Annotated in this window: 21 protein-coding genes; 4 read left to right on the top strand and 17 right to left on the bottom strand. The window is 59.2% G+C overall.

Annotated elements, in window-relative coordinates:
* Positions 1–12: 12 nt before the first annotated feature.
* From AB4Y89_RS11165 to AB4Y89_RS11180, 4 genes are read right to left on the bottom strand one after another with little or no spacing between them, the layout of a single operon-like run.
* Positions 13–1737 (bottom strand): DUF4097 family beta strand repeat-containing protein, encoded by a 1725-nt coding sequence (locus tag AB4Y89_RS11165; protein ID WP_442301007.1) that lies wholly within the window; start codon positions 1735–1737, stop codon positions 13–15.
* 4 nt (positions 1738–1741) lie between these two features.
* Positions 1742–2929 (bottom strand): B-box zinc finger protein, encoded by a 1188-nt coding sequence (locus AB4Y89_RS11170; protein ID WP_442301008.1) that lies wholly within the window; start codon positions 2927–2929, stop codon positions 1742–1744.
* A complete protein-coding gene (locus tag AB4Y89_RS11175) occupies positions 2926–3816 on the bottom strand; it encodes an anti-sigma factor family protein (protein WP_442301009.1) in 891 nt (296 codons plus the stop codon). The genes AB4Y89_RS11170 and AB4Y89_RS11175 overlap by 4 nt, the downstream gene beginning before the upstream one ends.
* 9 nt (positions 3817–3825) lie before the next feature.
* Positions 3826–4599, bottom strand: coding sequence for an RNA polymerase sigma factor (locus AB4Y89_RS11180; protein WP_442301010.1), 774 nt, complete (start codon positions 4597–4599; stop codon positions 3826–3828).
* Between the two features lie 166 nt (positions 4600–4765).
* Here AB4Y89_RS11180 and AB4Y89_RS11185 point away from each other — a divergent pair, with 166 nt between their 5' ends.
* Positions 4766–5842 (top strand): SRPBCC family protein, encoded by a 1077-nt coding sequence (locus tag AB4Y89_RS11185; protein WP_442301011.1) that lies wholly within the window; start codon positions 4766–4768, stop codon positions 5840–5842.
* 398 nt (positions 5843–6240) lie between these two features.
* On the opposite strand, the gene AB4Y89_RS11190 is transcribed toward AB4Y89_RS11185, so the two are convergent.
* The 10 genes from AB4Y89_RS11190 to AB4Y89_RS11235 all read right to left on the bottom strand — a co-directional run bounded on the left by AB4Y89_RS11190 (position 6241) and on the right by AB4Y89_RS11235 (position 15709).
* Positions 6241–6756: a superoxide dismutase family protein gene (locus AB4Y89_RS11190; protein WP_442301012.1), complete on the bottom strand. Its 516-nt coding sequence runs from the start codon at positions 6754–6756 to the stop codon at positions 6241–6243.
* 60 nt (positions 6757–6816) lie between these two features.
* On the bottom strand, positions 6817–7434 hold the full coding sequence (locus AB4Y89_RS11195) for a thymidine kinase (RefSeq protein WP_442301013.1): 618 nt from the start codon (positions 7432–7434) through the stop codon (positions 6817–6819).
* A gap of 55 nt (positions 7435–7489) precedes the next feature.
* On the bottom strand, positions 7490–8605 hold the full coding sequence (locus AB4Y89_RS11200) for a hypothetical protein (RefSeq protein ID WP_442301014.1): 1116 nt from the start codon (positions 8603–8605) through the stop codon (positions 7490–7492).
* Between the two features lie 180 nt (positions 8606–8785).
* The gene (locus tag AB4Y89_RS11205) at positions 8786–9559 is read right to left on the bottom strand and encodes an ATP-binding cassette domain-containing protein (protein ID WP_442301015.1); all 774 of its coding nucleotides are present in this window, start codon (positions 9557–9559) and stop codon (positions 8786–8788) included.
* A gap of 1 nt (position 9560) precedes the next feature.
* Complete coding sequence (locus AB4Y89_RS11210) at positions 9561–11471, bottom strand: amidase (RefSeq protein ID WP_442301016.1); 1911 nt, start codon at positions 11469–11471, stop codon at positions 9561–9563.
* A gap of 158 nt (positions 11472–11629) precedes the next feature.
* On the bottom strand, positions 11630–12265 hold the full coding sequence (locus tag AB4Y89_RS11215) for a BON domain-containing protein (protein ID WP_442301017.1): 636 nt from the start codon (positions 12263–12265) through the stop codon (positions 11630–11632).
* A 130-nt stretch (positions 12266–12395) separates the two neighbouring features.
* Positions 12396–12701, bottom strand: a complete 306-nt coding sequence (locus AB4Y89_RS11220; RefSeq protein WP_442301018.1) for a hypothetical protein — start codon at positions 12699–12701, stop codon at positions 12396–12398.
* A gap of 168 nt (positions 12702–12869) precedes the next feature.
* Positions 12870–13745 carry a succinate--CoA ligase subunit alpha gene (gene sucD / locus AB4Y89_RS11225; RefSeq protein ID WP_442301019.1) on the bottom strand — a complete coding sequence of 292 codons (876 nt, stop codon included), beginning with the start codon at positions 13743–13745 and terminating at the stop codon, positions 12870–12872.
* A complete protein-coding gene (sucC, locus tag AB4Y89_RS11230; protein ID WP_442301020.1) occupies positions 13745–14923 on the bottom strand; it encodes an ADP-forming succinate--CoA ligase subunit beta in 1179 nt (392 codons plus the stop codon). Before sucC ends, sucD begins: the two co-directional genes overlap by 1 nt.
* A 90-nt stretch (positions 14924–15013) precedes the next feature.
* Positions 15014–15709 (bottom strand): hypothetical protein, encoded by a 696-nt coding sequence (locus tag AB4Y89_RS11235; protein ID WP_442301021.1) that lies wholly within the window; start codon positions 15707–15709, stop codon positions 15014–15016.
* A gap of 43 nt (positions 15710–15752) precedes the next feature.
* Between AB4Y89_RS11235 and trpD the strand changes: the two genes are divergently transcribed.
* Positions 15753–16763, top strand: coding sequence for an anthranilate phosphoribosyltransferase (gene trpD / locus AB4Y89_RS11240; RefSeq protein ID WP_442301022.1), 1011 nt, complete (start codon positions 15753–15755; stop codon positions 16761–16763).
* Between the two features lie 73 nt (positions 16764–16836).
* On the top strand, positions 16837–17172 hold the full coding sequence (locus AB4Y89_RS11245; protein ID WP_442301023.1) for a YbjQ family protein: 336 nt from the start codon (positions 16837–16839) through the stop codon (positions 17170–17172).
* 180 nt (positions 17173–17352) lie between these two features.
* Here AB4Y89_RS11245 and AB4Y89_RS11250 read toward each other — a convergent pair whose 3' ends face one another.
* The 3 genes from AB4Y89_RS11250 to AB4Y89_RS11260 all read right to left on the bottom strand — a co-directional run bounded on the left by AB4Y89_RS11250 (position 17353) and on the right by AB4Y89_RS11260 (position 19575).
* The gene (locus AB4Y89_RS11250) at positions 17353–18411 is read right to left on the bottom strand and encodes an alkene reductase (protein ID WP_442301024.1); all 1059 of its coding nucleotides are present in this window, start codon (positions 18409–18411) and stop codon (positions 17353–17355) included.
* Between the two features lie 181 nt (positions 18412–18592).
* Complete coding sequence (locus AB4Y89_RS11255) at positions 18593–19156, bottom strand: TIGR00730 family Rossman fold protein (protein ID WP_442301025.1); 564 nt, start codon at positions 19154–19156, stop codon at positions 18593–18595.
* Between the two features lie 65 nt (positions 19157–19221).
* The gene (locus tag AB4Y89_RS11260) at positions 19222–19575 is read right to left on the bottom strand and encodes a hypothetical protein (RefSeq protein ID WP_147646937.1); all 354 of its coding nucleotides are present in this window, start codon (positions 19573–19575) and stop codon (positions 19222–19224) included.
* A 231-nt stretch (positions 19576–19806) separates the two neighbouring features.
* Here AB4Y89_RS11260 and AB4Y89_RS11265 point away from each other — a divergent pair, with 231 nt between their 5' ends.
* A complete protein-coding gene (locus AB4Y89_RS11265) occupies positions 19807–22515 on the top strand; it encodes an ATP-dependent helicase (protein WP_442301026.1) in 2709 nt (902 codons plus the stop codon).
* Positions 22516–22519 lie beyond the last annotated feature (4 nt).

The raw sequence follows: 22519 nt of genomic DNA on the forward strand, positions 1-22519 counted from the left end.
CTGACTCGTTCCTTAGAAATCGGTGTCGTTGCTCTTGTTCTTATCTTTATTCTTCTGCTTCGAGGCCGTCTTGTTGCCCTCGTGCACAACCACACCGTTCTGATTAATGATGACACGTGTGCCGTTCGCGTCTCTGATATCTATTCCTGCCGGAGGAACCGGAGGCTCGGGCTTTTCCATCGTGATCTTCGGCGGCGCCGGCGGTGTAGCCGGAATCGGCGGAAGCGTATTGCGGTTGATGGAGATATCGCTCTCAGAGTTGAGGATGCGAATCTGCTTGCCACCGCCATTGATAGAACCTGAGAGCATGTGACGATCGCCGCTCGAGTTCCGGTCCAACGGAAGGTCAGTATCGGTCGATCCGTTCTTCGTCTCCGCGGAGATCGTGTAGCCGGCCTTCTCCGGCACTGTAAGCTTCACATCGCCGCTTCGATTGGTCACCGTAACATTGCCAACGGGCTGCGCAACCCCAATCTCGACCGTGCCATTCTTGTTCGTCACCGTCACGTCGCCTGCAACGCGGTTCATGACGATGTCACGGCTGCGCGTATTCAGAACGACGGGACCCAACACATCCTCCACCGTCATGTCGTGATCCGGGTCGATATCGACGTGACCGTCCAGGCGGACGAAGCGGAACTCGGTGCGGCTGGTGCGCAGTTGGAACGGCCCCTGGACACGCTCGATGCGTCCCGCACCGAAGAAGTCTCCATTCATCTGCACCGGACCATTCACATCAGAGATGCTAAGCTCGTCGATCTTGCCTTCAATATTGAGTGAACCCGTCAGAGAATGTGCATTCAGCGACGAATCGTTGTTGTTGATATGCACGTTCGAGGTTCCGGTAATGGCCGAGATATCGACGTTGCCATGGTTGGCCGTCAGATTCACCGGAGCCTTCAGATTGCGGACATGCAGCTCACCATGATTCGCGGTTGCGGTCACAACGGCCGTGGCCGGAACCGTAATCTCAAGGTCGAGCTTGCATCCCTTCTCTGCCGCGATATTCACCACCACGCTGTTGCCGCTGGCGGAAATATTGGGATCGATCGCCTTCGCCTTGCGCTCAGCCTGGGAGTCGCTGTCGGAGTAAACCTCTTTGTGACCGGTAATGTGCAGCTTGCCGTCGTCGCTGGTACCGGCAATCGTCAGGTCGCCCCGCGGGTTGTCTACGGTTAGAGTTCCACCGTCTGGAAATGTCTGCTCGACCGGCGTGAGATCGCTCTCATGCTTGTCGCCCGTAAACTCATCCCAGTTATCACCACTGACATGGAAGCTGCGGGCAACCCATCCGTTGACGCGGCGCGAGTCCGTATAGGCGAAGCTGACAAACGCCAGCAGGATCACCAGAAAGACCACGCCGCCTACACTGCGCCGCACCGGCGGAGCATCGCCGGCCCGGAAGTAGCGATCCACAGCCCACTCGGCCAGCATCAGCACACCGATCGCAATCAGCACCAGCGGCCAGAAATGTCCATACCAGTTCCAGAACTGATTCGCTGCAATGCGTCCCGTCTGGATCAGTAGAAAAACAATGCCGATGGCCACCAGGAGCAGGGGGCCAACGATGGAGCCCCGGCGATACTGCCGCATCTGCCAGCGCATCTGTTCACGCTGCAACCGGGCCTGGGCCCGCCATGCATCCCGCTGCGCCTTTGCCTGATCGCGGGCAATACGCTGCTGCTGACGCCACTGCTCACGTTGAAAACGAGGATCGATTGGAGGAATCGTAGCCATGCTCTTACCTGGCCTCTCCTTCGTGATCCACAGACTCCGTACCCGAAGAAGGCACGGTGGGGGGCCCTGTTGGAGCCGCTGCCGTCGTACCTGGAGCAGCAGGCTGCGTGTAGTACTGCGCGGCCGCAGCGTCAGAGTAGGCGGCGCGTTCGGCAATCGCCAGCAGACCGACAACGATCAGAAAGATCGGCCAGCTATGTCCCCAGGTCAGCACGTGCACCTGATTCAGGAAGAAGAGCACGCCCACCAGAATGATCCATACCGAGCCGCGGAACGCACGCAGCACCCGCAGGCGATATCCCAGGCTGCCGTCGTCACCCAGCGTCAGGCCGCTCTCCGTCATCTTACGGAGGAAGATCCAGATACCGAACCCGATGATGAGGAATGGCCAGAGATAGTTCATGCTCATCCCGCCGAGAATCCCGGAGCTGCCGATCAGGAAGATCACACCCAGGCCGATCAGCCAGATCGCTCCGGTGGGGAAACGATTGACCGGAGCAGGCTGCCAGTTCGGGTCATACGCAGGAGTGGCGGGAGGCACCGGAGGTACCGGAGGCACGCTGTAGTTCGCGGCGGGCGGTGTGTAGGGGGAGCTGCTCCAACCGGCGGGAGGCGGCGGTGGCGCCACAGGTTCCGGAGATGGCGGCGGAACGGGGCCGGCCGGTCCGGTGGCGTGATTCGCAGGCCAGGTCTTTCCAAAACCGAACTTCTCGCCTACATCGTTCAAGCCGAAGGGATCGGGCAACGGTGTGCCCTCACGACGGGCCTTCGCTGTCTGGTAGGCATCGAAGACCATGTAGAAGATCCAACCTGCGACGAAGATCCCGAAGAAACCGTTGACGTGGTCACTCATCGAGGCGAGTACGGCAAAGATGGCGAGGTGGACGATGCCCTTGGCAAACTGACCGTTGTACATGGCGCCAACGCCTGGAATCACACCCAGCAGACCTGCAAGACCGGGATTCGGCCCGCTGGAAACCGGCGGGACGGCGGTGTAGGCCGTGCCGCCTGAGACTGGCTGCCATCCGGCACCCGCAGGTGGCGGGGGAACGGCGCCGCTCAGCTTGGCCGCCAGGCAGGGCTCACAGAAGACAGCCGAGCCGACGGTACGTGTGCACTCCTGGCAGAGCGGTTTGCCGCAGTTCTGGCAAAACGCCACGTTTTCACGATCGTTATGGTTGGCGCACATCATACCGTGCCTCTTTCCGTTTTACCGCCCGCGCGGACGGCGTTGGCTACTACACCATGGAAGTCGTACTGCAAAACTTTTGGATCGATATGGTTCGGCTCAATCAGGTTGAGCTCGACCTGGGCCGTCAGCACATAGCTCGGATGAATGCTTTCTTTCCGGCTCGATCCGTTGCGCGGCCGCTTCTCTTCGTTCTTCTGCTGCTGATTCTGTTGCTGATTCTTCGGCTGGGCGTTCTTCTGGTTCTGGTTATTGCTGTTACCCGCCGGTGCATCGTCGTTACGCCGCAATTCACCCAGGCGTGACTCCAACTCATAGACCACTCGCAGGTTGTCGTAATAGCGCACCACACGCGCGTTGGTCTGGTAGAGGGTTCGCTTCAAGTTGCTGGGCTTCAGATCGCTTGCCTTGATATCCGTAATGCGGATACCGACCAGGTTCATCGTGAGGGCAATCGAGAAGAACGCCATCGCCGCCGTCATTGCCAGCCGTGGCTGCAGAAGAGACTGCCCAAGGTTCTTCAGGTTGAACCAGGCCCGTACGCGAGTCGACCACCGTGCCGCGATGGCAGGCGCCATCACCGGCTCCACTGCGGCCACGTAGGCCGGCTGAGCCATTTGCGCGCCAGAGGTCTGAGCCAGGATGCGGGCCATCAGGTCCGTCGTTGGCTGCGGACGATCGCTTTTGAGCATCTCCAGCCAGGCCGCGCCGCGCTGGGCGTCTTCGTACGCCATCGCACAGTCTTCACAGCCCAGCAGATGAAGATCGAACCGAGCCCGCTGCTCTGGTGTAAGCAGGCTGTCGATCGCGTCCGTCAGCATAGCCTCACACTCGGCGCACCCCATCCCTCCGGCACGGCTTCCCGGGTTCTGCGCTCCGAATTGGTTCATCTCCGCCACTTACACCACCTGCCTTTCGGTCTTTCCTAGAATTCTTGCCAACTCACCGCGTCCGCGGTTGATGCGGCTTTTGACGGTGCCCTCGGGCACTTTGAGTACAGCCGCAATCTCTTTGTAATCCATGTCTTCCAGATCGCGCAGAATAACTGCTTCACGCAACTCTGGCGAGAGCTGTTTCAACGCTGTCTGGATACGGGTCTTCAGCTCCAGACCGGCGACATGCTCATGCTGGCCCTTACGCGTATCGGCCAGCCGATCGGCGAAGGTCGGGCCGTCGTCTTCCCCGTCAAAACTCGCATCCATCGAATCCGAGACCCGGTCCATGCGCGTACGGCGGAAGTGATCTACCAGCAGATTGCGCGCCAGCGTCGTAATCCAGGTCTGGAAGCTGCCCTTGAAGGCGTCGAAGCTGTCCAGGTTCCGGTACAGCTTCAGAAAAACGTCCTGCGTTAGATCTTCGGCGTCTGTAGGCGAGCCCGTAAAGCGGTAGCAGATGGCGTAAATCCGCCGATGCTGTGCGGCGACGAGCTGCTGCCAGGCATGGGAGTCCCCCGCCATGCACTGACGAACCAGCTTCTCCATCGCCTCCTGCTCGGGCGTGCGTTCCACAATATGTTCCTCAGCCTGCTTATGTGTCTGATCGAGTGTAACTTGCGGCACAGGCGCGGAGGGTGGAACCTGGCCCTTTCTAGGATCCGGTCCCAGCAGCATGGCCCGCTTTACCGGTATGACCGGCAAGCCGTGCGCGGGAATCGCCATGTGTAAAACGCCCATGTGTTTCTATACGAAAAACGTAACTGTGCAGTTCCCAGGGACGTCCCAGAAAATCTGACCCAAAAGAGGGACGCGCGTTGACAGTGGTCGGTTCGCCGGAGTCTGATGCTCCTGCAGCAGAAACCCACTCATTTCCACCGTTTCATCCACCGTTTCAAGGAGACCCATGTCTAAGGTCCATCTCTCCCTGTCTGCCTGTGCTCTGCTGGCCTGCTCGGCCATTGCCCTTGCCCAGGCGCCAGCGGCCGCCCCAGCCGCACGTCCGGCTCCCCCGCCGCTGGAAAGCCCCAACCCGCACTACGTCTCGTTCGTTCTGACCCAGGATGTCAACGCGTCAGCCGACACGGTCTGGGCTCGGGTCGGAAAATACTGCGACATCGGCGACTGGGGATTTCCCTGCACCATCCTCCAGGGGCCAGGAGATGAGATCGGCTCCGTTCGGTCGATCCAGAACGAGGTGATGGTCGGCAAAACCAAGTACAGCTACACCTACGCCCAGGCTCCGCGACAGGGGGTTACCTACAACCTCTACCACGCCACGCTGGAAGTGGTTCCGGTGACGGCGAAGACCTCCCGGCTGGAATACAGCTTCCTCTACGACAACTCCATGCTCACGGACGATGCAGCTCGGAATACCGAGACCGCCACCCGAAAGATGCGCTTTACCGGCTTCCTGAAGAATATGAAGACGTTGTCCGAAGGTGGCAAAGTAGAAAAACCGACCGCGCCTCCTCCGGTGCTCTCCACGGCGCCATGGCTGGTGGCTGAGCCGCACTACGTCACCATCCCTATGAGCATCGACGTCAATGCTCCGGCAGACAAAGTCTGGGCACGCATCGGGAAGTACTGCGATATTGGCGAATGGGGCTTCCCCGGCTGCACCATTACCTCCGGCAAAGACGGAGAGCTGGGCGCCATTCGCACCATCGGCAACGAGGTGCTTGTCGGCAAGACAAAGTACAGCTACATCTACACGCAACCGAAACGAGCCGGCAGCAACTACATCATGTACCACGGCGACCTGGAGGCCGAGCCCCTGACCGCTACCACCACCCGCCTGCACTACACCCTGCTCTACGACAACTCCGCACTGCCGGACGATGCCGCGAAGCAGAAGGACATTGAAAACCGCCGCACCCGGTTTACCCAGATGCTCGAAAACATGAAGCTGCTCTCCGAAGGCAAGCCGTTGCCGGAAGGCGCCGTACGCAGGCCTGCACCGCCGGCAGGCACACCACGGTAAAGACAGATATCTTTGTTGGGAGCCGATACACCCGTTGCCCCATTCTTCGCGATGAAATCGCGAAGGGTGGGGTATCGCGCTATGCGCGACCTTTTTTGCTCGCCTGACAGTTTTTCAGGGGCTGAAGCATCGACCGCAGTTTCAATGCTTCCGGAAATTGAAGCGGTCTCGCTTCGCTCGATACCCCACCCTTTCGCTTCGCGAAAGAATGGGGCAACAGCATTGTGCCTCGCCAGACGTTCGGGAGCTCTCCCGCCCACGGCAGGAAAAGCAGATCCCTTCGGGATGACAAACAAATTCGAGCGCTCAAATATCCCACCCAGATCCGTGGTTACGCAAACAACAGGGGCTGGAGACACAACGTCTCCAGCCCCTTTGCTTTTTCCTGCCCGTTACTTCTACATCGAGGGCTTTTCGATCACACCGCAGGCCAGCCGGCTGCCGGCATTTCCAGCCGGGTCGGTCATCTGATCGTCGGCCTTCTCATGCACGACCACTGTGTGGCCGTAGACGGAGTTCGGCGCCGCCGGGTCCAGCGACAGGTAATCCGCGTCGAAGGTCTTGTGACCCATGCTTCCGGTCATCGTCACAGACTCGGGGAAGTCGCCATCGTGATGTCCCTCGGGGTTTTTGAAACCGTGGTGCTTGTTTTCAGGGTTGAAGTGACCGCCCGCGGACTGGAAGCTCGGAGCCTCACAGGTCGCCCCGGCGTGCACATGCACGGCATGCTCTCCGGCGGGCAGATTCTCGAGCATGACCATAACCTTCACACCGCTCTTAGCCGGGGAGAAGGTGACGTAACCGGCGTCCTTGCCGTTTGCGTCCTTCAACATAACCTTGACGGGCTTGGGTGCGGCAGCAAAAACGGGAACGGTAGCCAGAAGGGCAGCCGCAGCAACGGATGCAAGACGCATAGTGAATCTCCTTGTATCCCGCAGGATACGTTTAGGATGCGTCACGATGCAAAACGTGGCCTACTGTGCAACCGCCGGAAGCTCCATCTGCTCGCTCTGGTTCTCATCGATAAAGGGCTGGAAGTGCTCACGGCAGCGAGCCTCATACAGCCCGGCGGCTCCCACCACCACAAGCTCCTGGCTCTGTCCCAGCCGCTGCGTGTGAATCGCCGGATTCCCGCACACCATGCACACCGCCGACAACTTCGTCACCTCGTCGGCAAGCGCCATCAGGTTCGGCACGGGACCGAAGGGCTCGTTGGCGAAGGTCGTGTCCAGACCGCCCAGAATCACCCGCTTTCCCAGGTGCACCAGCTCCATCACCAACGGAATCACAGCCTCATCGAAGAACTGCACCTCATCGATTCCGATGACATCCACCTCATGAATGTGATCTTTCTCGAACAGAGTCGCCTTCAGGCGCTCGGAGGTTGGCGTAACGACAGCGGCGTCATGCGTCTGCTCGGAGTGCGATGCAATCGCCGTACGGTGGTATCGGAGATCGATATCAGGTTTGAAGCAGGCGACTCGCTGTTTCGCGATCTTGGCGCGCTTCAAACGGCGGATCAGTTCCTCGCTCTTTCCGGAGAACATAGGGCCGGTGATCACCTCCAGCCGGCCGACGTGATGCTGGGTCATTCCGGAATGGTACTGCTGCACGGGGTGTGCAAAAACGGGGCCGGATTCAGGGCGATTATTCCACCTGAAGACTACGCAATAGTTCTTCCATCCGAGGTTTTGCCATCGGAGCGGACACCGAAGATGTGTCCAGAACAAAGAGGTAAAGAATACGCCCCTTGGCCCGAGTCGAGCGCTCGGCAGGATGAAAATATTGTGGCTTGTCCTCTTTTTTCGTAGGCGGATCTGTTGGCTCTTCGAGCAACAACCCAGGATACTCAGGTCCTTCTTTCTCGAAGGCAATCAGCCAGCCGATCTCGTCCCCGTCCTTGCCGGCCTTGTTCTTATCCGCCAGCTTGACCTGAACGCAACTTGCCACAGGACAGGGTAGCTCGGCGAGGTCCTGTATCTCACCGTGCTGGACGGCGGTTCGCAGAAACTCCTTTACCGTCTCCTCTGATTTCGCGGGACGCGCCATTACGGCCACCTGAGAGTGCAGCCTTGCTTTCTTCTCCTGCGGAAGTTGCATCTGCACCATACATATCTGTTCGTTCACTGGGGCAAAGCCTATCTCCCAATCCCCGGGAACGTCCATCGAAAAGCCACAAAGATACGACCCGATTCTGACCTTCGGGGAGTTAGCCTTCCTGACACGCCATGCCTGTTGCTGTGGAACGTTTTTTGGGTCAGGATCGGTGAATCGCTTGGAGTTCGCCTCGATGAGAAAAGAACGCATGTCATTTGCAGGAGCGTTGAGTTTCGAGAGGTAATCTGCCGCTCGCAGCACGTGTGCAGGCATTACCGTCACAGTACCGCATGCCATGTAGTCATCCCAGAAATCGACGGGGAGAGACTTCCATGGATGCGATTGTTCGATTTCGAGAAATGCCTTCATCCCTGCGGCCGGCCTCGCGGACTGGCAGACATGAGCGGCCTCAAACCATCTGCCGCGAATATCTTCCGGCGCGAGGGTGTTTGCCTTTCCAAACATCGACATCGCAAGCTCGTAGGTCTGTGGTAGGTCCACGTTATAGCCGTAGTGAGCCACCACCCCCAGTAAAAGCGTCAGTTCCAGATCGTCAGGAGATCTGTCGTGCGCAGCCTGCACCGTCTTCAAAGCCGTGGCGAGCTGATCAACAACCCGTTGGCGGGGAGTGGTATACCTCCACGTCGCATCCCAGTGATCAACCATCGGCTCAATACGGTCTAGAGTCTCATACGTACTCCGAAATTCAGCATCAGATGGCAGACGATCTTTGGGAATATCCCGAACCGCGGCACGGCAGGGTAGACACAGCAACAACAAACTGAGAACAGAAAGCGGGTGGCATCTCATCGTTCGGAAGCTCCAGGAAGAGTCGTCCCAACCACACTACACCGGGAGCTCCGGTGTAGCCGCAATCAACTGCTGCGTATACGTCTCGCGCGGACGATCGCAAACCTCCAGCGCTTCCCCAATCTCCACCAGCCTCCCCCGCTGCATCACCGCTACACGATCGCAGAGATACCGCACCAGAGGCATGGAGTGCGAGATGAACAGATACGTCAGCCCATAGCTCCGCTGCAGCTCGCACAGCAGGTTCACCACCTGCGCCGCCACCGAAACATCCAGCGCGCTGACCGGCTCATCCAGCACCAGGAACTCCGGCCTTAACATCAGCGCCCGGGCAATGTTGATGCGCTGCCGCTGTCCTCCGGAGAACTCATGCGGATAGCGCTCAAGCGCTGACGCATCAAGCCCGACCTCATGCAAGAGTCGCCGTACTCTCTCCTCCGGCCGCATGCCCTGCGGTGCGCCATGAATCGCACACGGCTCAAGCAAGATCTGCCGCACACGCATCCGCGGATTCAGCGCCGAGTAAGGGTCCTGGAAGACTACCTGCATACGGCGTCGCAGAGCGTGCATGCCTGCGCGTCCCGCCGACAGCACATCGACACCATCGACGTGCACAGAGCCCTCCGTAGGCTCCACCAGTCGCAGTAGCATGCGAGCGACCGTGCTCTTGCCGGAGCCCGACTCACCCACCAGCCCAAGGGTCTCGCCGCGCTCGATCGTCAGCGAGACATCATCCACCACACACACCTTACCGGCGGCGTTCTTCGCCGGGTACTCCTTCACCAGATTCTGAGCGACGACAAAAGACATATCAGGCAAGCTTGGGATGGAGTTTATGGAAGCCCGTGGCCTCCTGGTACGCACGCGCCAATGCGGCCAGCCGTGCATCAGAGTAGAGCTGACCGAGGAACGTAATACTCGTCATCGTACCCGGTCCACCGTTGTTCCCCGGATCACCATCGCCAGTCTTCCATGGCAGTGGTGCATCGTCACCACGCAGGCCGTTGGGAACGATCACCGCCGGATGTCCCGTGAGATTGGTGGCCCGAAGCTGCGAGCCGCCCGAAGGAGTCACAATCACGTCCACCTTCGCAAAGAGTTCCGCCATCTGCTCGATGCCGAGAGTGCGTGCGCGCATCGCCTGCACATAATCCACTGCTGAGTAGAAACGCGCGATGCGGAAGGTGTTAGGCCAGTCGCCGGAGCTTTGCCCGGTCAGCAAACGATCGCGTCCGCTCAAGGTAAGCTCATCGAACGCAGCTGCCGCTTCGACCTCAAGCACCGGCGTGATCGCTCCCCAGGGAAGCTTCGGCAGCTCCACCGGGATCAAGGTCACGCCCATCTTCTTCAACGCATCCAGCGATGCGCGGTCGTAGCGGTTGTCATAGACAGACCGCTCGTAGTTGCGCTTTGCCATGGCAACGCGCTCGGCGTACGCCGCATCGGCCTCGCCATCCTTGCGCTTCGGCTCTTCAAACTTCGGTGCCTCAAACGCCGCCGACAACACACCGACACGGAGCTTCTTCCAGTCAAAGCGCGCATCCCAGGAGAAGGCCGCCTCTTTGACCATGCGATCTTGCCCATCAGGACCGTGAATGACGTCCATCACCAGCGCACAGTCTTCCACGCTGCGGCAGATGGGGCCGATCTTATCCATCGTCCAGCTCAGCGCCATCGCTCCGGTGCGCGGCACAAAACCAAACGTCGGACGCAGGCCGGTAACACCGCAACGCGTTGCGGGCGACGAGATCGAACCCAATGTCTCTGTCCCGATGGCAAAGCCCACCAGACCTGCACTGACCGCCGAGCCCGAACCAGCCGACGATCCGCTTGAACCCTGCTTCGTATTCCAGGGATTCCGCGTGCGTGCACCGAACCATAGATCGCCCTGCGCCAGGGCTCCCATACTCAACTTGGCGAGCAGCACGGCCCCGGCTTTGTCGAGCCGTTCAACAACTGTCGCTGTGGTATCGAACTGCTGCTCTTCGAAACCGGCCGCTCCCCAGGTCGTGCGATATCCCTTTACGCTGAGCAGATCCTTCGCGCCCCACGGAACACCATGCAGCGGTCCGAGATGTTTACCTGCCGCGATCTGGCGATCTGCCTCCGCCGCCTGCTGCAACGCACGCTCTTCAGTGAGGGTGATGACGCAGTGCAGCTGCGGATCGAAGCGCTTGAGGCGCGACAGATACAGCTTGGTCAGATCGACGCTCGATATTTTCCGGGTCCGGACCAGCTCGCCCAGCTCCCTCGCCGTGGCAAAAGCAAGCTTCTCCTCATTGCTCAGGGAGAGCGCGCTGACATCGGGCGCTACGGACAGCACGGCGGGCTTCTGCGCCGTCTCAAGCTTCATCCCTGAAGGCACGGGGTCGAACGAAAACGCGGGCGCCACTCGATTCGGCAGATGCAGATCGCGAAGCTGGCGAATGGAATCCCGCTGATCGACAACACCATCGAGCAACTGTTTCTTCTGCTCGTCGGTGATCGTCAACCCCGCCATCGCGGCCGCCTGGTCGATCATCTCCGGTGTGATCTTCGCAAAGGTGCCCGGATCTGCTCCAAGCCCGGCTCCAAGCCTGGCTCCAGGCCCAGCACTCTGCTGCGCCTGCGCGGCCAGCGTATACAGTGCACCGGGAAACAACGTGGCGCCCACACCGGCTTTGGCGCACACGCCAAGAAAGCGGCGGCGAGACTCGTCAGCTTGCATCATGTTTGCAAGCATAGAGCGTTTTCCCAGTTACTGGTATCCCAGAAAGGGCGTAGCGGCGTTTCATTGCGCAAAACGCCCGCAGATGCGAAAGCCCTACACGATACCTACAGGAAAAACGCTCTTGCGAAGCCGCCTCCCGTAAATTACCAGGACTGGTTTCCCTGTTGCCGCTACTTCTCTTTTTTCGGCTGCGAAGCCACGATCAACTGGTTCTCGACCCCGAAGACGCCCGGGGTAGAGTTTGCCTGCATCTGCGCGATGATCGAGTCGCTTTCGTTGTTGACCACCCCGGTCAGGATTACATTGCCGTTCTTCACAATGATGTGAATCGCGTGATAGCCAAGCGGCGGATCCCAGGTGATGCCACCCGCAGCGCGTGGAATCGATGGCGTCAGCGCAGCGTTCGGGAAGTTCGAGGTGTATTTACGGAGCGCCGGCTGCCTGTAGATGTTGGTGTAAACCGCCATCCGGATACGGTCATCGTTGGGTGAGTTTGGCAGAACCTCGATCTGATTGTCGACCTCAGTCACGCCCTCGATCTTCTTCACCACGCGTGCCGCGTCGTCTTTCAATGTGGGCCGGCTGGCATAACCGCCAAGGGTCACGACTCCGCCGCGCAGGCCGAAGTGCAGACTATCGAAGACGCTGTAGTTTGTCAGTCGAAGAAGCTGCTTTTGTACCTCGCGCGCAATCCGCGAAGCATCTTCATTCGACCACTTGGATTGCTGCTGCGCATGAGCAGCGGGTAGAGGTGCGATCAGCAGGGCAAGGAGCAGGGGAAAAATAAACCGTGCGGTACGTTTCATTTTGTATCTCCAGAGCGGAATCAGCGTCATTTGCTGGCGCCGTGCCGCCTGAAATCTTAGACGATGACTTGCGCCGAAGTGTGGGGATGCGCACTTCGGCGCTCAGGTTGCCATGGGGGGCCACGCAGGATTACGCCGCGCGTAACGTCTGTTCTCCGCTGTGATGATGCACCTGCGCATCGGAGCCATGCTGTTTTACGAGCTTGTTGTAGATGCCGAACAGTAAGAAAGGGGCGACCCATTGGCCAACGAACTGAGCATCCCGGTCGCGTCCGGTAAGTTTTAGCACCAGAGATGCGGCTACAGAAACACCCGCGACGCCAAGATAAAACGAACTTGGAAGTTGTGATGTGTACTTTTCGATATATGAGGTGACCTGATCTTCTTTCACCTGTCCCGGAACTACGCGATGATCCTGATCTGTGAGATACGGCATAGAGTCTCTCCTTCAATAGGAGCGTGAGATGGTGAGGGATCGCATTCCTTTGCCCGGCCCTGACGCGATAATCCTGCCGAGACCGGAACGAGTGAAATCTTGACACCAGATTTTTCGCAGTAAGAAAGGGCGGCCGAAGCCGCCCCATATCTGATGTCTATCGATGAATTAGGCCTTGCCCAGCACCTTGGCCATCATTTCGCCCATCTCCGCAGGCGACTGCACGACGTGGATGCCGGCCGCGCGCATAGCTTCCATCTTGCTCTGCGCCGTGCCTTCGCCGCCGGAGATGATCGCACCGGCGTGGCCCATACGGCGTCCCGGAGGCGCCGTCTGTCCGGCGATGAAGCCGACCACAGGCTTGGTGACATGCTCCTTGATGAAGGCCGCGGCTGCCTCTTCGGCCGATCCACCGATTTCGCCGATCATGATGATCGCCTCAGTCTCCGGATCGTCCTGCAGCAGCTTCAGCGCATCGATGTGCGTCGTTCCAATGATTGGGTCGCCGCCGATGCCGATGGCGGTCGACTGACCGATGCCGCGGGTCGTGAGCTGGTAAACCGCCTCGTAAGTCAGGGTGCCCGACTTGGACACAATACCGACGCTGCCTTCCTTGTGAATGCGGCCCGGCATGATGCCGATCTTCGCCTTTCCGGGCGAGATCACACCCGGGCAGTTCGGCCCAATCAGGCGCGACTGCGAACCCTTCACAACCGGCCAGGCCTTCGCCATATCCAGCGCGGGAATGCCTTCGGTGATGCAGATCACGAGCGGGAGCTTGGCGTCGACTGCTTCAAGAATGCCGTCAGCCGCAGCCGGCGGAGGAACGAAGATCACACTGGCGTTGGCGCCGGTCTCGCGTACAGCCTCTGCCACCGTGTTGAAGACAGGCCAGCCTTCGTGAATGGTGCCACCCTTACCCGGCGTAACGCCACCCACAACCTTGGTGCCGTACTCGGCGCAGGCCTTGGCGTGGAACGTACCCTCGCGGCCGGTGATGCCCTGAACGATCAGTCGCGTGTTCTTATCGACCAGTACTGCCATTACGCCACCCCCTTGGCTGCCGCGACAGCCAGGTCAGCGGCTTCCTTCATCGTTGCGCCTACTTCGAACTTCAGACCGCTCTCCTTCAGGATCTTGCGGCCCTCTTCCACGTTCGTGCCTTCCAGGCGAAGGACGATTGGAATGTTGACGCCCAGGTTCCTGGCGGCGGCCACAACAGCGGTCGCCAGCACATCCACGCGCAGAATGCCGCCGAAGATGTTGATGAAGATCGCCTTCACATTCGGATCCTTCAACAGGATGCCGAAGGCCTGTTCAATCTGCTCCTGGCTGGCGCCGCCGCCCACATCCAGGAAGTTCGCCGGAGCTCCGCCGGCGTACTTGATGATGTCCATCGTCGCCATTGCAAGACCGGCGCCGTTCACCATGCAGGCGATGTTGCCTTCCAGGCGGATGTAGTTCAGGTTGAACTTGCTGGCTTCGACCTCGAGCGGATCCTCTTCGGTGATGTCGCGCAGCTCCTTCAGGTCCTTGTGCCGGAACATGCCGTTGTCGTCGAAATTGATCTTGCAATCGAGCGCAGCGAGCTTGTCGTCCTTCGTTGTGATGAAGGGGTTGATCTCGAGCAGCGAGCAGTCCGTCTCGACGAACGCCTTATACAGGCCCATCATGAACTGCACCGCCTGACCCACCTGCGTGGGCTTCAGGCCCAGCTTGAAGGCGAGCTTGCGCGCCTGGTACGGCTGCAGGCCGATACCTGGATCGATGTACTCCTTATAAATCGCCTCAGGATCCTTCGCGGCAACCTCTTCGATCTCCATGCCGCCGGCCTGCGAGGCCATGAACACCAGCTTGGCCGAAGCGCGGTCGAGCACGATGCCGAGATACAGCTCACGGTCGATGGCGGAAGCCTCCTCGACCAGCAGGCGCTGCACCTTCTGGCCCTGAGGTCCAGTCTGATGCGTAATCAGCTGCATACCGAGGATCGCCTTCGATGCAGCATTGGCGTCGTCGATCGTTTTGGCAACCTTCACGCCGCCACCCTTGCCACGGCCGCCGGCGTGAATCTGCGCCTTGACGACCACGGCGGGAGCGCCGTTGGAGAAGAGCTGCTTGGCGGCCTTGTCGGCCTCTTCCAGCGTGGTGGCCATCTCACCGGCAGGGACGGTGACGCCATACTTCCGCAGGATCTCTTTTGCCTGATACTCGTGAATTTTCATTGGTTCCGGAGCTATCCGCCAATGATCGTAGTCGAGCCGCAGAACGAGGCGCAACCGGAGATCGCACTTTCGTGCGATGTTCGCACGGGGTTACGGTGTCAGGAAGCCATCGGGCAAACTTTTAATAATTCCGGAGAATCGCAGCGGCGCACAGACATGCAGTGAGAGAGGAACATGCTGCATCTGGCTGCCAGGACGCGTCAACCAACTGAACGTGTCTGGGTCAGCGCAGGGTGCGGAGTTGAGCGAACTAAAGCCGATAATCGCATAGACCACGGCATCGGATTCGACAACAATCTCCTGTCCGATGCTGGAGTTGAAGTGGAATCCGCCACAGTTCTGACAGGTCGTGATCGGCACTGGACGGTACCGCGTGACCGTCTTCATTACCCATGTCGTGCCCTGCCGCACCCTCTCCTGAACGACGGAGCTGTTCTCGAGCTGCATCACCATTACGGATGAAAAGGAACAGGTCAGATTGCTGCCGTTATGGAAGCTGATGGGAATGCCGTGCTGGCCGTTGGAAGCGTTGTCCGAGCCGATCTTTACCTCAATCTGTTCCGGATCACAGATTGGCGCGGCAGGGCGATTTTCCGGATGCGCCATAGGGTTGTCGTAATCGATTGAGTCGATTGGAACCGAATAGTTGTCGTTTGTCGGGACGCTGCGGATTCTGTTGTTGTCGTCGCCGGGCTTCGCCGTCCGCTGCGGGTCCTGCGCAGCCGCGGTGAGCGTCACGAACAGTGCGACGAGTGCCATCCAGCGCATACGGATATTAGATGACATTCCCGGCCGATTCGCATCTAAATGCTACCCTCAAAAAACGGATATGGGTCTCTCACTCACTCTCAAGCGCATCGTCGAACAGAAAGCCGTGCTCACGCGTGAGGAGTCCCGTGCCCTGATGGCCGAGATCCTCACAGGCGACTTTACCGAGATCACGCTCGCCGGCCTGCTCACAGCCCTGGCTACCCGCGGCGAGACCGCCGCTGAGATCGCAGGCTTTGCCGAAGCCATGCGTCTGGCCGCCCTGCAACTTCCTCTCAACGCAGGCGAACGCGAAATGCTGGTCGACACCTGCGGCAGCGGCGGGGACCTGAGCGGCACCTTCAATATTTCCACCGCCGCGGCCCTGGTCGCCACAGCCGCCGGAGCCAGCGTTGCCAAGCACGGCAATCGTTCCGTCACTTCGATGTGCGGCTCCGCTGACGTATTGGAAGCCCTGGGAATTCCCATCTCACAGACCCCCGAGGCCGGCGCTGAAACCCTACGCCGTAACAGCTTCCTCTTTCTTCATGCACCTGAGCTCCATCCCGGCATGAAGGCCGTCATGCCGGTACGCCGCGCTCTCGGCGTCCGTACTGTATTCAACATCCTTGGCCCGATGGCGAACCCCGCCGGAGCCCCATCCCAGGTGATGGGTGTCTATGCGCCACACCTGGTGCCGGTCGTTGCCGAAGCCATGGCCATGCTCAACACGCGGCACGCGTTTATCGTGCATGGAAACGGCCTGGACGAAATCACGCTCGACGGCGCCACGCAGATCGCTGAAGTGAAGGGACGCGTCGTCTCGCTGATGACCTTGAAGCCGGAAGACCTCGGTCTGAAGAGTGCCCCTATCTCAGAGATCCGCGGCGGCGATGCAGTGGAGAACGCAGCCATCCTCACCGCCATCTTTGCCGGGCAACAAGGCCCACGCCGGGATGTTGTGGTGCTGAATGCCGCCGCAGTGCTGGTCGTCGCCGGCAAAGCTGCCACGCTGAAAGAGGGCGTTGCCCTGGCACAATCAACCATCGACTGCGGCGCGGTTACTGCTTTGCTGGAAAAGCTTCGCAGTTAAGCGCGGCTATATTTCGCCGAATCTGGAACTCAGTAAACCTTCTCCTCGTACAATTCACCGCAAGGAGAACTCCATGCCTATCGATCCGTCTATGGTCACCACCGCGTTTGAGCTGCCTGGCTATCGCATCGTTCGCAATATAGGAGTCGTCCGCGGCATTCTGGTACGCTCGCGCTCGATCTTCGGTTCTATCGGCGCCGGTCTGCAGACATTGATCGGTGGCAATATCACCATCCTCAGTGACCTCTGCGAGAAGACACGCAACGACGCCTTTCAAATGATGCTGCTGCACGCCGAGCAAAGCGGAGCCAATGCCGTCATCGCAGCCAAGTACGACGCGACCGAAATCATGCAAGGCGTCACCGAAGTGCTTGCCTACGGCACGGCTGTCGTTGTGGAGAAGATTTAGGGTAGCGGCAGACTGAGTTGTAATGACCTTTTGTTTGTCATTCCGTAGCGAATGCGGAGGAATCTGCTTTTCTCCCCACCTTTGAACAGGGATTTAGGCGAAAAGCAGATCCCTACGGGATGACAAACAAAAAGAAGTCAAGCATAAGCCCGACTTCCTCATCCCATCTTCTCCTCAGCCTCAGTCTTCCGGCAGCGTGGGGTAATCTACATAGCCTTCCGGATTATGCGTATAGAACGTCTCCGGATTGGGCTGATTCAACGTCAGCCCTTCGGCAAACCGCCGCGGCAGATCCGGATTGGCGATAAATAACTTGCCGAACGCCACTGCATCGGCCCAGCCATCATTCAATGCATTGGCCGCCTGCTCGAAGGTGAACGCTTCATTCGCCACATAGACGCCGCCAAACTTCTTCTTCAGCTCCGGCCCCAGGCTGTCTTCCGCCACGCGTTCGCGAGCGCAGATGAAAGCAATCTTCCGCTTACCCAATTCCGTCACCACATGGCCAAAAGTCGCAGCCGGGTTTGAATCCTGAATGCCATGTGCGCCTGGACGAGGAGCCAGATGCATTCCCACGCGATCGGGTCCCCACACACTGATTGCAGCATCCGCACACTCCAGCATCAGCCGTGCGCGATTCTCCAGGCTGCCGCCGTACTCATCATCGCGATGATTGGCGCCGTCCTGCAGGAACTGGTCGAGCAGATATCCATTCGCTCCGTGCAGCTCCACACCATCGAAGCCGGCGCGCTGCGCATTCTGCGCTCCGCGGCGGAACTGCTCTACAACCTCTTTGATCTCAGAAATCGTCAACGCTCGCGGCGTCTCGAATGGAACCTGTGGCCGCAGGACATTTACCGTTCCCTGCACGGCGATCGCGCTCGGCGCTACCGGCAACTGACCGTTGAGCAGCTTCGAATGCGAGATGCGGCCGACATGCCAGATCTGCGCAAAGATGCGGCCGCCGGCCTCATGCACCGCCTGCGTAATCGGCTTCCATGCTTCAACCTGCTCATCACTCCAAATTCCCGGAACCTGCGGATAACCAACACCCAGCGGAGCCACGGGAGTTCCTTCACTGATAATCAGCCCGGCGCTTGCACGCTGGCGGTAATACTCCGCCTGAATCAGCGTGGGCACATGGTCCGGAGTGCCGCGCAGCCGCGTCAGCGGCGACATGAAGATACGGTTGGGAAGATCGAGGTCACCGACGCGGATGGGATCAAACAGAGTAGGCATACCTACGCTTGGATGGTTCGATGAACGTGAAAGATTCAACAGATCGGGCTGCCCATAAAAAGGCGCAATAGAGCGTTTTCCCTGTTCATGGGTATCTCCGGAGGGATGTGTAGCGGCGTTTTCATTGCGGAAAACGCCCATAGATGTGGAAGCCCTGCACTATACCTGCAGGGAAAATGCACTATCCCAGACAAAGCCGGATCGCTTCATCCACCGTATCGGCCACCAGCAGCAGTTCTCGCCTCGGCTGTGTCAATACACCTTCTGCAATGCAGTGATCCAGAAACGCCAACATGCCATCCCAGAACTTTGCCGTATTCAACAGCACGATCGGTTTGGAGTGAAGCTTCAGGGTCGACCAGGCCAGCACCTCGAAGAGTTCTTCCAGCGTGCCGAAGCCACCGGGAAGAATCAGAAATGCATCTGCCTTCTCTCCCATCAGCGCCTTGCGATCGTGCATCGTCTTCACGATATGAAGCTCAGTGATCTCGTGATGCGCTACTTCCATATCGACCAACACATGCGGAATCACACCGGTCACACGTCCGCCTGCAGCCAGCGTGGCATCGGCCACCGCACCCATCAGGCCAACGCGAGCGCCGCCATAGATCAGGCCGATATTCTGCAGGGCAAGCTGCCGTCCCAGATCTTCGGCATCGGCGCGGTATTCAGGCCGCGTTCCATTGGCAGAGGCACAAAAGACACAGATACTGCGGGAAGGCGAGATGGCTGCCGGCGAAGACATACTCCATTAGAGTACGCCTTCACCGCCAGCCATCCAGTAGGGGAGCGGATTGAGAAGTGTGAATCTTAGTTCAACGCCAGGGTAGCGTTGTTCATGTCCTTGGAGAGCTGCACCATCAGGGTGCCTGCAGCGACCTTGTCGGTGGCAGTGTTGCTGTAAACGCGGGTACCGTCAGCGGCTTCGAGCTGCTTGCTGCTCTTCGCGGCGATCGTCACAACGTCATCGCCGATACGAAGCTCGCGTGCCTCATTGGAATCGTTACGAACGGTGAACTTGATGGTCTTGCCGGCCTTCTTCATGGAAGTCTGTGTATCCGGGGTGCCCTTCTTGAAGAACGATGCGGCGTGCGCGGTAGGGGCCAAAGTCATGGCGGTGAAGGCGATTGCGAATGCAGCGCGCGTAACAGTCTGACGGTTCATGTGAGTTCTCTCCTTTGCGGTGGCTGATCGAATCTCATCTGGCCTAGGTTCAGGTGATTTCGTCACGCAGGAGGCATTACGCGGCCCGTTCCCACTTTGTTCCAACTTTTTTCGAAATTAATTTCGAGTAATTTTCTGAACTTTGCCTGCTAACGTCCGCTTCGTCGCGGCTGTCTTATATGTTCTTGTGCGCTGCGGCGGTAAACTTGATGCAGGAGTAGTTTTCTCGTCTTGCAGCATCTTCTCGACAAGTTGAATCCGCAGCAAAGGGCCGGTGTAGAGACCGTCGATGGTCCTGTGTTGCTGCTTGCCGGCGCCGGTTCCGGTAAGACCCGCGTCATCACACACCGCATCGCGTACCTGATTAATCAACGGGGTGTCTCTCCTGATTCCATCCTCGCGGTGACCTTTACTAACAAGGCCGCAAAGGAGATGGAAGAACGCGTCCTCGCACTTCTGGGCCACGGATCGCTCTCCAAACCATCGATCTCAACCTTTCACTCGTTCTGTGTGCGCACACTGCGCCGCGATATCGAAGCGCTACGTGTGAATAACGTGGGTCTCACCAAGACCTTCGCCATCTATGACGAGACCGATCAGCAGGCAGTCGTCAAGCAGGCACTGAAGCGGCTGGGCATCGATGACAAGCAGTTGAAGCCGCGTGTTGCTCTCGGTCGCATCTCGTGGGCAAAGAATCACATGATCGATCCCCAGGAGTACTTCCTCAACTCCACCAATCCCCTGGAAGAGCGGATCGCACACATCTTCAAGATCTATAAACAGGAGCTGGCCAAAGCCAACGCGCTGGACTTCGACGATCTTCTGCTCGAGACCGTGCGCCTGTTCAAGTCCTCCTCAGAAACACGCGAGCGCTACAACCGCCGCTATCGCTACATCCTTATCGACGAGTACCAGGACACCAATCGTCCGCAGTACGAGCTGATGAAGATGCTCGCCGGTGATCATCACAACGTCTGCGTCGTCGGCGATGAAGATCAGTCCATCTATAGCTGGCGCGGCGCCGACATCCGCAACATCCTCGAGTTCGAAAAAGACTTTCCCGAGGTTCAGACCATCCGCCTGGAACAGAACTACCGTTCCACCCAGGTCATTCTTGAAGCAGCAGGCGCGGTCGTCTCGAACAACACGCAGCGCAAAGGCAAGAACCTCTTCACCACGCGCGATGGCGGATCGCTGATCGGCTACTACGAAGCTCCCGACGGAGAAAACGAAGCTCTCTTCATCGCCGATCGCCTGAAAAGCTATCTAAGGACTGCTTCCGAAGGGGAAGGCGAAGCGCGCTGCGCCATTCTGTACCGCACCAACTCGCAGTCGCGTCTGGTGGAAGAAGCGCTGCGCCGCTACCAGATCAAGTACACGATGGTTGGCGGCTTCTCGTTCTACGAACGCTCCGAAATCAAAGACATGATCAGCTACCTGAAGCTGGTCCAGAATCCGCATGATTCCGTCGGCCTGGCACGCGTCATCAACGCGCCTGCACGTGGCATCGGCAAGACTACGATGGAGACGCTCGAACGCCTGGCACTCGAGACCGGCATGTCCACATGGGACGCCATTGGCCAGGCCATCAAACAACGTTTGTTGCCACAACGCGCCCTTACCGCGCTCGAAGGCTTCAAGCGTCTGATCGAAGATGCGCGCGCCATCCTTGGCCCTGGCTTTGCAGAGAAGCTCGCCGAAGATACGGCCACCGCGGCAGACGAAGACGTATCGTTCTCCTTCGCCGAAGCCGAGGCAGAGGTCGAAAACGAAGAGGCCGATGCCTCCTTCGACACCAGCTTCAATTTCAACTTCAACTTCGATTTCGGTCCGACGGAGGAACAATCTTCCATCGCCCCGGAAAACGCACACGGTACCGAGGATGTCTCCTTCAATCCCTTCGCTCCGGTGGTGGAGAAGCCCTCTCCTGCCTCCAACGCCGATGCCTCGACGGAAAAGCTCGAGACCAGCGCCCGCGTCGACGGCTTCCGCGCGCCCGGCGATCCGGCCACGCTTCCCGAGCTGATCAAGTTCCTCAACGATCGCTCCGGCTACATCCGCGCCCTTGAAGACGAAGGCACACCCGAAGCCTTCTCTCGCATTGAAAACCTGAAGGAACTCGCCAATGCCGCCCAGGATGCCCAGGAGCGCGGCGAGACCCTGGCCGACTTCCTGGACCATGCCGCTCTGGTCTCCGACGTAGACCAGTACCAGGCCGACGCCAAGGTCACGCTGATGACCCTGCACGCCGCCAAGGGCCTCGAATTCCCGCTGGTCTTCCTCTGCGGCATGGAAGAGGGGCTCTTCCCGCACTCGCGTGTCCTGCAAGACCCCACCGGTCTGGAAGAAGAGCGCCGCCTTTGCTACGTGGGCATCACCCGAGCGATGGATACGCTCATCATCAGCCGGGCGCGCTATCGCCGCCGCTACGGCAATGACATGCCCGAGGCCAGCATGCCCTCGCGGTTCCTGGAGGAGATTCCCTCCCGCCTGATGGAAGACCTAGGCAGCCCGCGGCCTACCCCGTCGTGGTCAAGCGGCGGCGGCCGGTATGGCCAGCAGCGGCGCGATCCCTACGAAGAGGGCGAACGGCACTACTCCTACGAGGACGAAGACCAGTCCGGCAGCCGCGGACGTCCGCAGCAACGCTATGGCGCCGGCAGCGGTGGCGGCGGCGGCCATTCCGGCTCCTCCATAGACAACATCGCCAGCTTCTTCTCGCAGAGGGGCCAGAAGGTCTCCCGCCCGAAGATGGACCTCCCCGAGCCCACCGGCAAGACCGGAATGGCCCGCGGAACCCGGGTCCGCCACCCCAAATACGGGGAAGGAATCCTGGTTCGGCGCGAAGGCGAGGGGGATGACGCCAAAATTACGGTAGAATTTACGAAGCATGGCGTTAAGAAGCTGGTGGAGAAGTTTGCCCAGCTCGAACGCATCTAGGTCG

Source organism: Terriglobus sp. 2YAB30_2, from assembly GCF_052114765.1.
Taxonomy (GTDB): domain Bacteria; phylum Acidobacteriota; class Terriglobia; order Terriglobales; family Acidobacteriaceae; genus Terriglobus.

Bases quoted from the DNA above. Each gene is read 5' to 3' on its own strand.
- AB4Y89_RS11165 (WP_442301007.1), bottom strand. From the start codon at position 1,737: ATGGCTACGATTCCTCCAATCGATCCTCGTTTTCAACGTGAGCAGTGG.
- AB4Y89_RS11170 (WP_442301008.1), bottom strand. From the start codon at position 2,929: ATGATGTGCGCCAACCATAACGATCGTGAAAACGTGGCGTTTTGCCAG.
- AB4Y89_RS11175 (WP_442301009.1), bottom strand. From the start codon at position 3,816: ATGAACCAATTCGGAGCGCAGAACCCGGGAAGCCGTGCCGGAGGGATG.
- AB4Y89_RS11180 (WP_442301010.1), bottom strand. From the start codon at position 4,599: ATGGGCGTTTTACACATGGCGATTCCCGCGCACGGCTTGCCGGTCATA.
- AB4Y89_RS11185 (WP_442301011.1), top strand. From the start codon at position 4,766: ATGTCTAAGGTCCATCTCTCCCTGTCTGCCTGTGCTCTGCTGGCCTGC.
- AB4Y89_RS11190 (WP_442301012.1), bottom strand. From the start codon at position 6,756: ATGCGTCTTGCATCCGTTGCTGCGGCTGCCCTTCTGGCTACCGTTCCC.
- AB4Y89_RS11195 (WP_442301013.1), bottom strand. From the start codon at position 7,434: ATGACCCAGCATCACGTCGGCCGGCTGGAGGTGATCACCGGCCCTATG.
- AB4Y89_RS11200 (WP_442301014.1), bottom strand. From the start codon at position 8,605: ATGGTTGATCACTGGGATGCGACGTGGAGGTATACCACTCCCCGCCAA.
- AB4Y89_RS11205 (WP_442301015.1), bottom strand. From the start codon at position 9,559: ATGTCTTTTGTCGTCGCTCAGAATCTGGTGAAGGAGTACCCGGCGAAG.
- AB4Y89_RS11210 (WP_442301016.1), bottom strand. From the start codon at position 11,471: ATGCTTGCAAACATGATGCAAGCTGACGAGTCTCGCCGCCGCTTTCTT.
- AB4Y89_RS11215 (WP_442301017.1), bottom strand. From the start codon at position 12,265: ATGAAACGTACCGCACGGTTTATTTTTCCCCTGCTCCTTGCCCTGCTG.
- AB4Y89_RS11220 (WP_442301018.1), bottom strand. From the start codon at position 12,701: ATGCCGTATCTCACAGATCAGGATCATCGCGTAGTTCCGGGACAGGTG.
- sucD (WP_442301019.1), bottom strand. From the start codon at position 13,745: ATGGCAGTACTGGTCGATAAGAACACGCGACTGATCGTTCAGGGCATC.
- sucC (WP_442301020.1), bottom strand. From the start codon at position 14,923: ATGAAAATTCACGAGTATCAGGCAAAAGAGATCCTGCGGAAGTATGGC.
- AB4Y89_RS11235 (WP_442301021.1), bottom strand. From the start codon at position 15,709: ATGTCATCTAATATCCGTATGCGCTGGATGGCACTCGTCGCACTGTTC.
- trpD (WP_442301022.1), top strand. From the start codon at position 15,753: ATGGGTCTCTCACTCACTCTCAAGCGCATCGTCGAACAGAAAGCCGTG.
- AB4Y89_RS11245 (WP_442301023.1), top strand. From the start codon at position 16,837: ATGCCTATCGATCCGTCTATGGTCACCACCGCGTTTGAGCTGCCTGGC.
- AB4Y89_RS11250 (WP_442301024.1), bottom strand. From the start codon at position 18,411: ATGCCTACTCTGTTTGATCCCATCCGCGTCGGTGACCTCGATCTTCCC.
- AB4Y89_RS11255 (WP_442301025.1), bottom strand. From the start codon at position 19,156: ATGTCTTCGCCGGCAGCCATCTCGCCTTCCCGCAGTATCTGTGTCTTT.
- AB4Y89_RS11260 (WP_147646937.1), bottom strand. From the start codon at position 19,575: ATGAACCGTCAGACTGTTACGCGCGCTGCATTCGCAATCGCCTTCACC.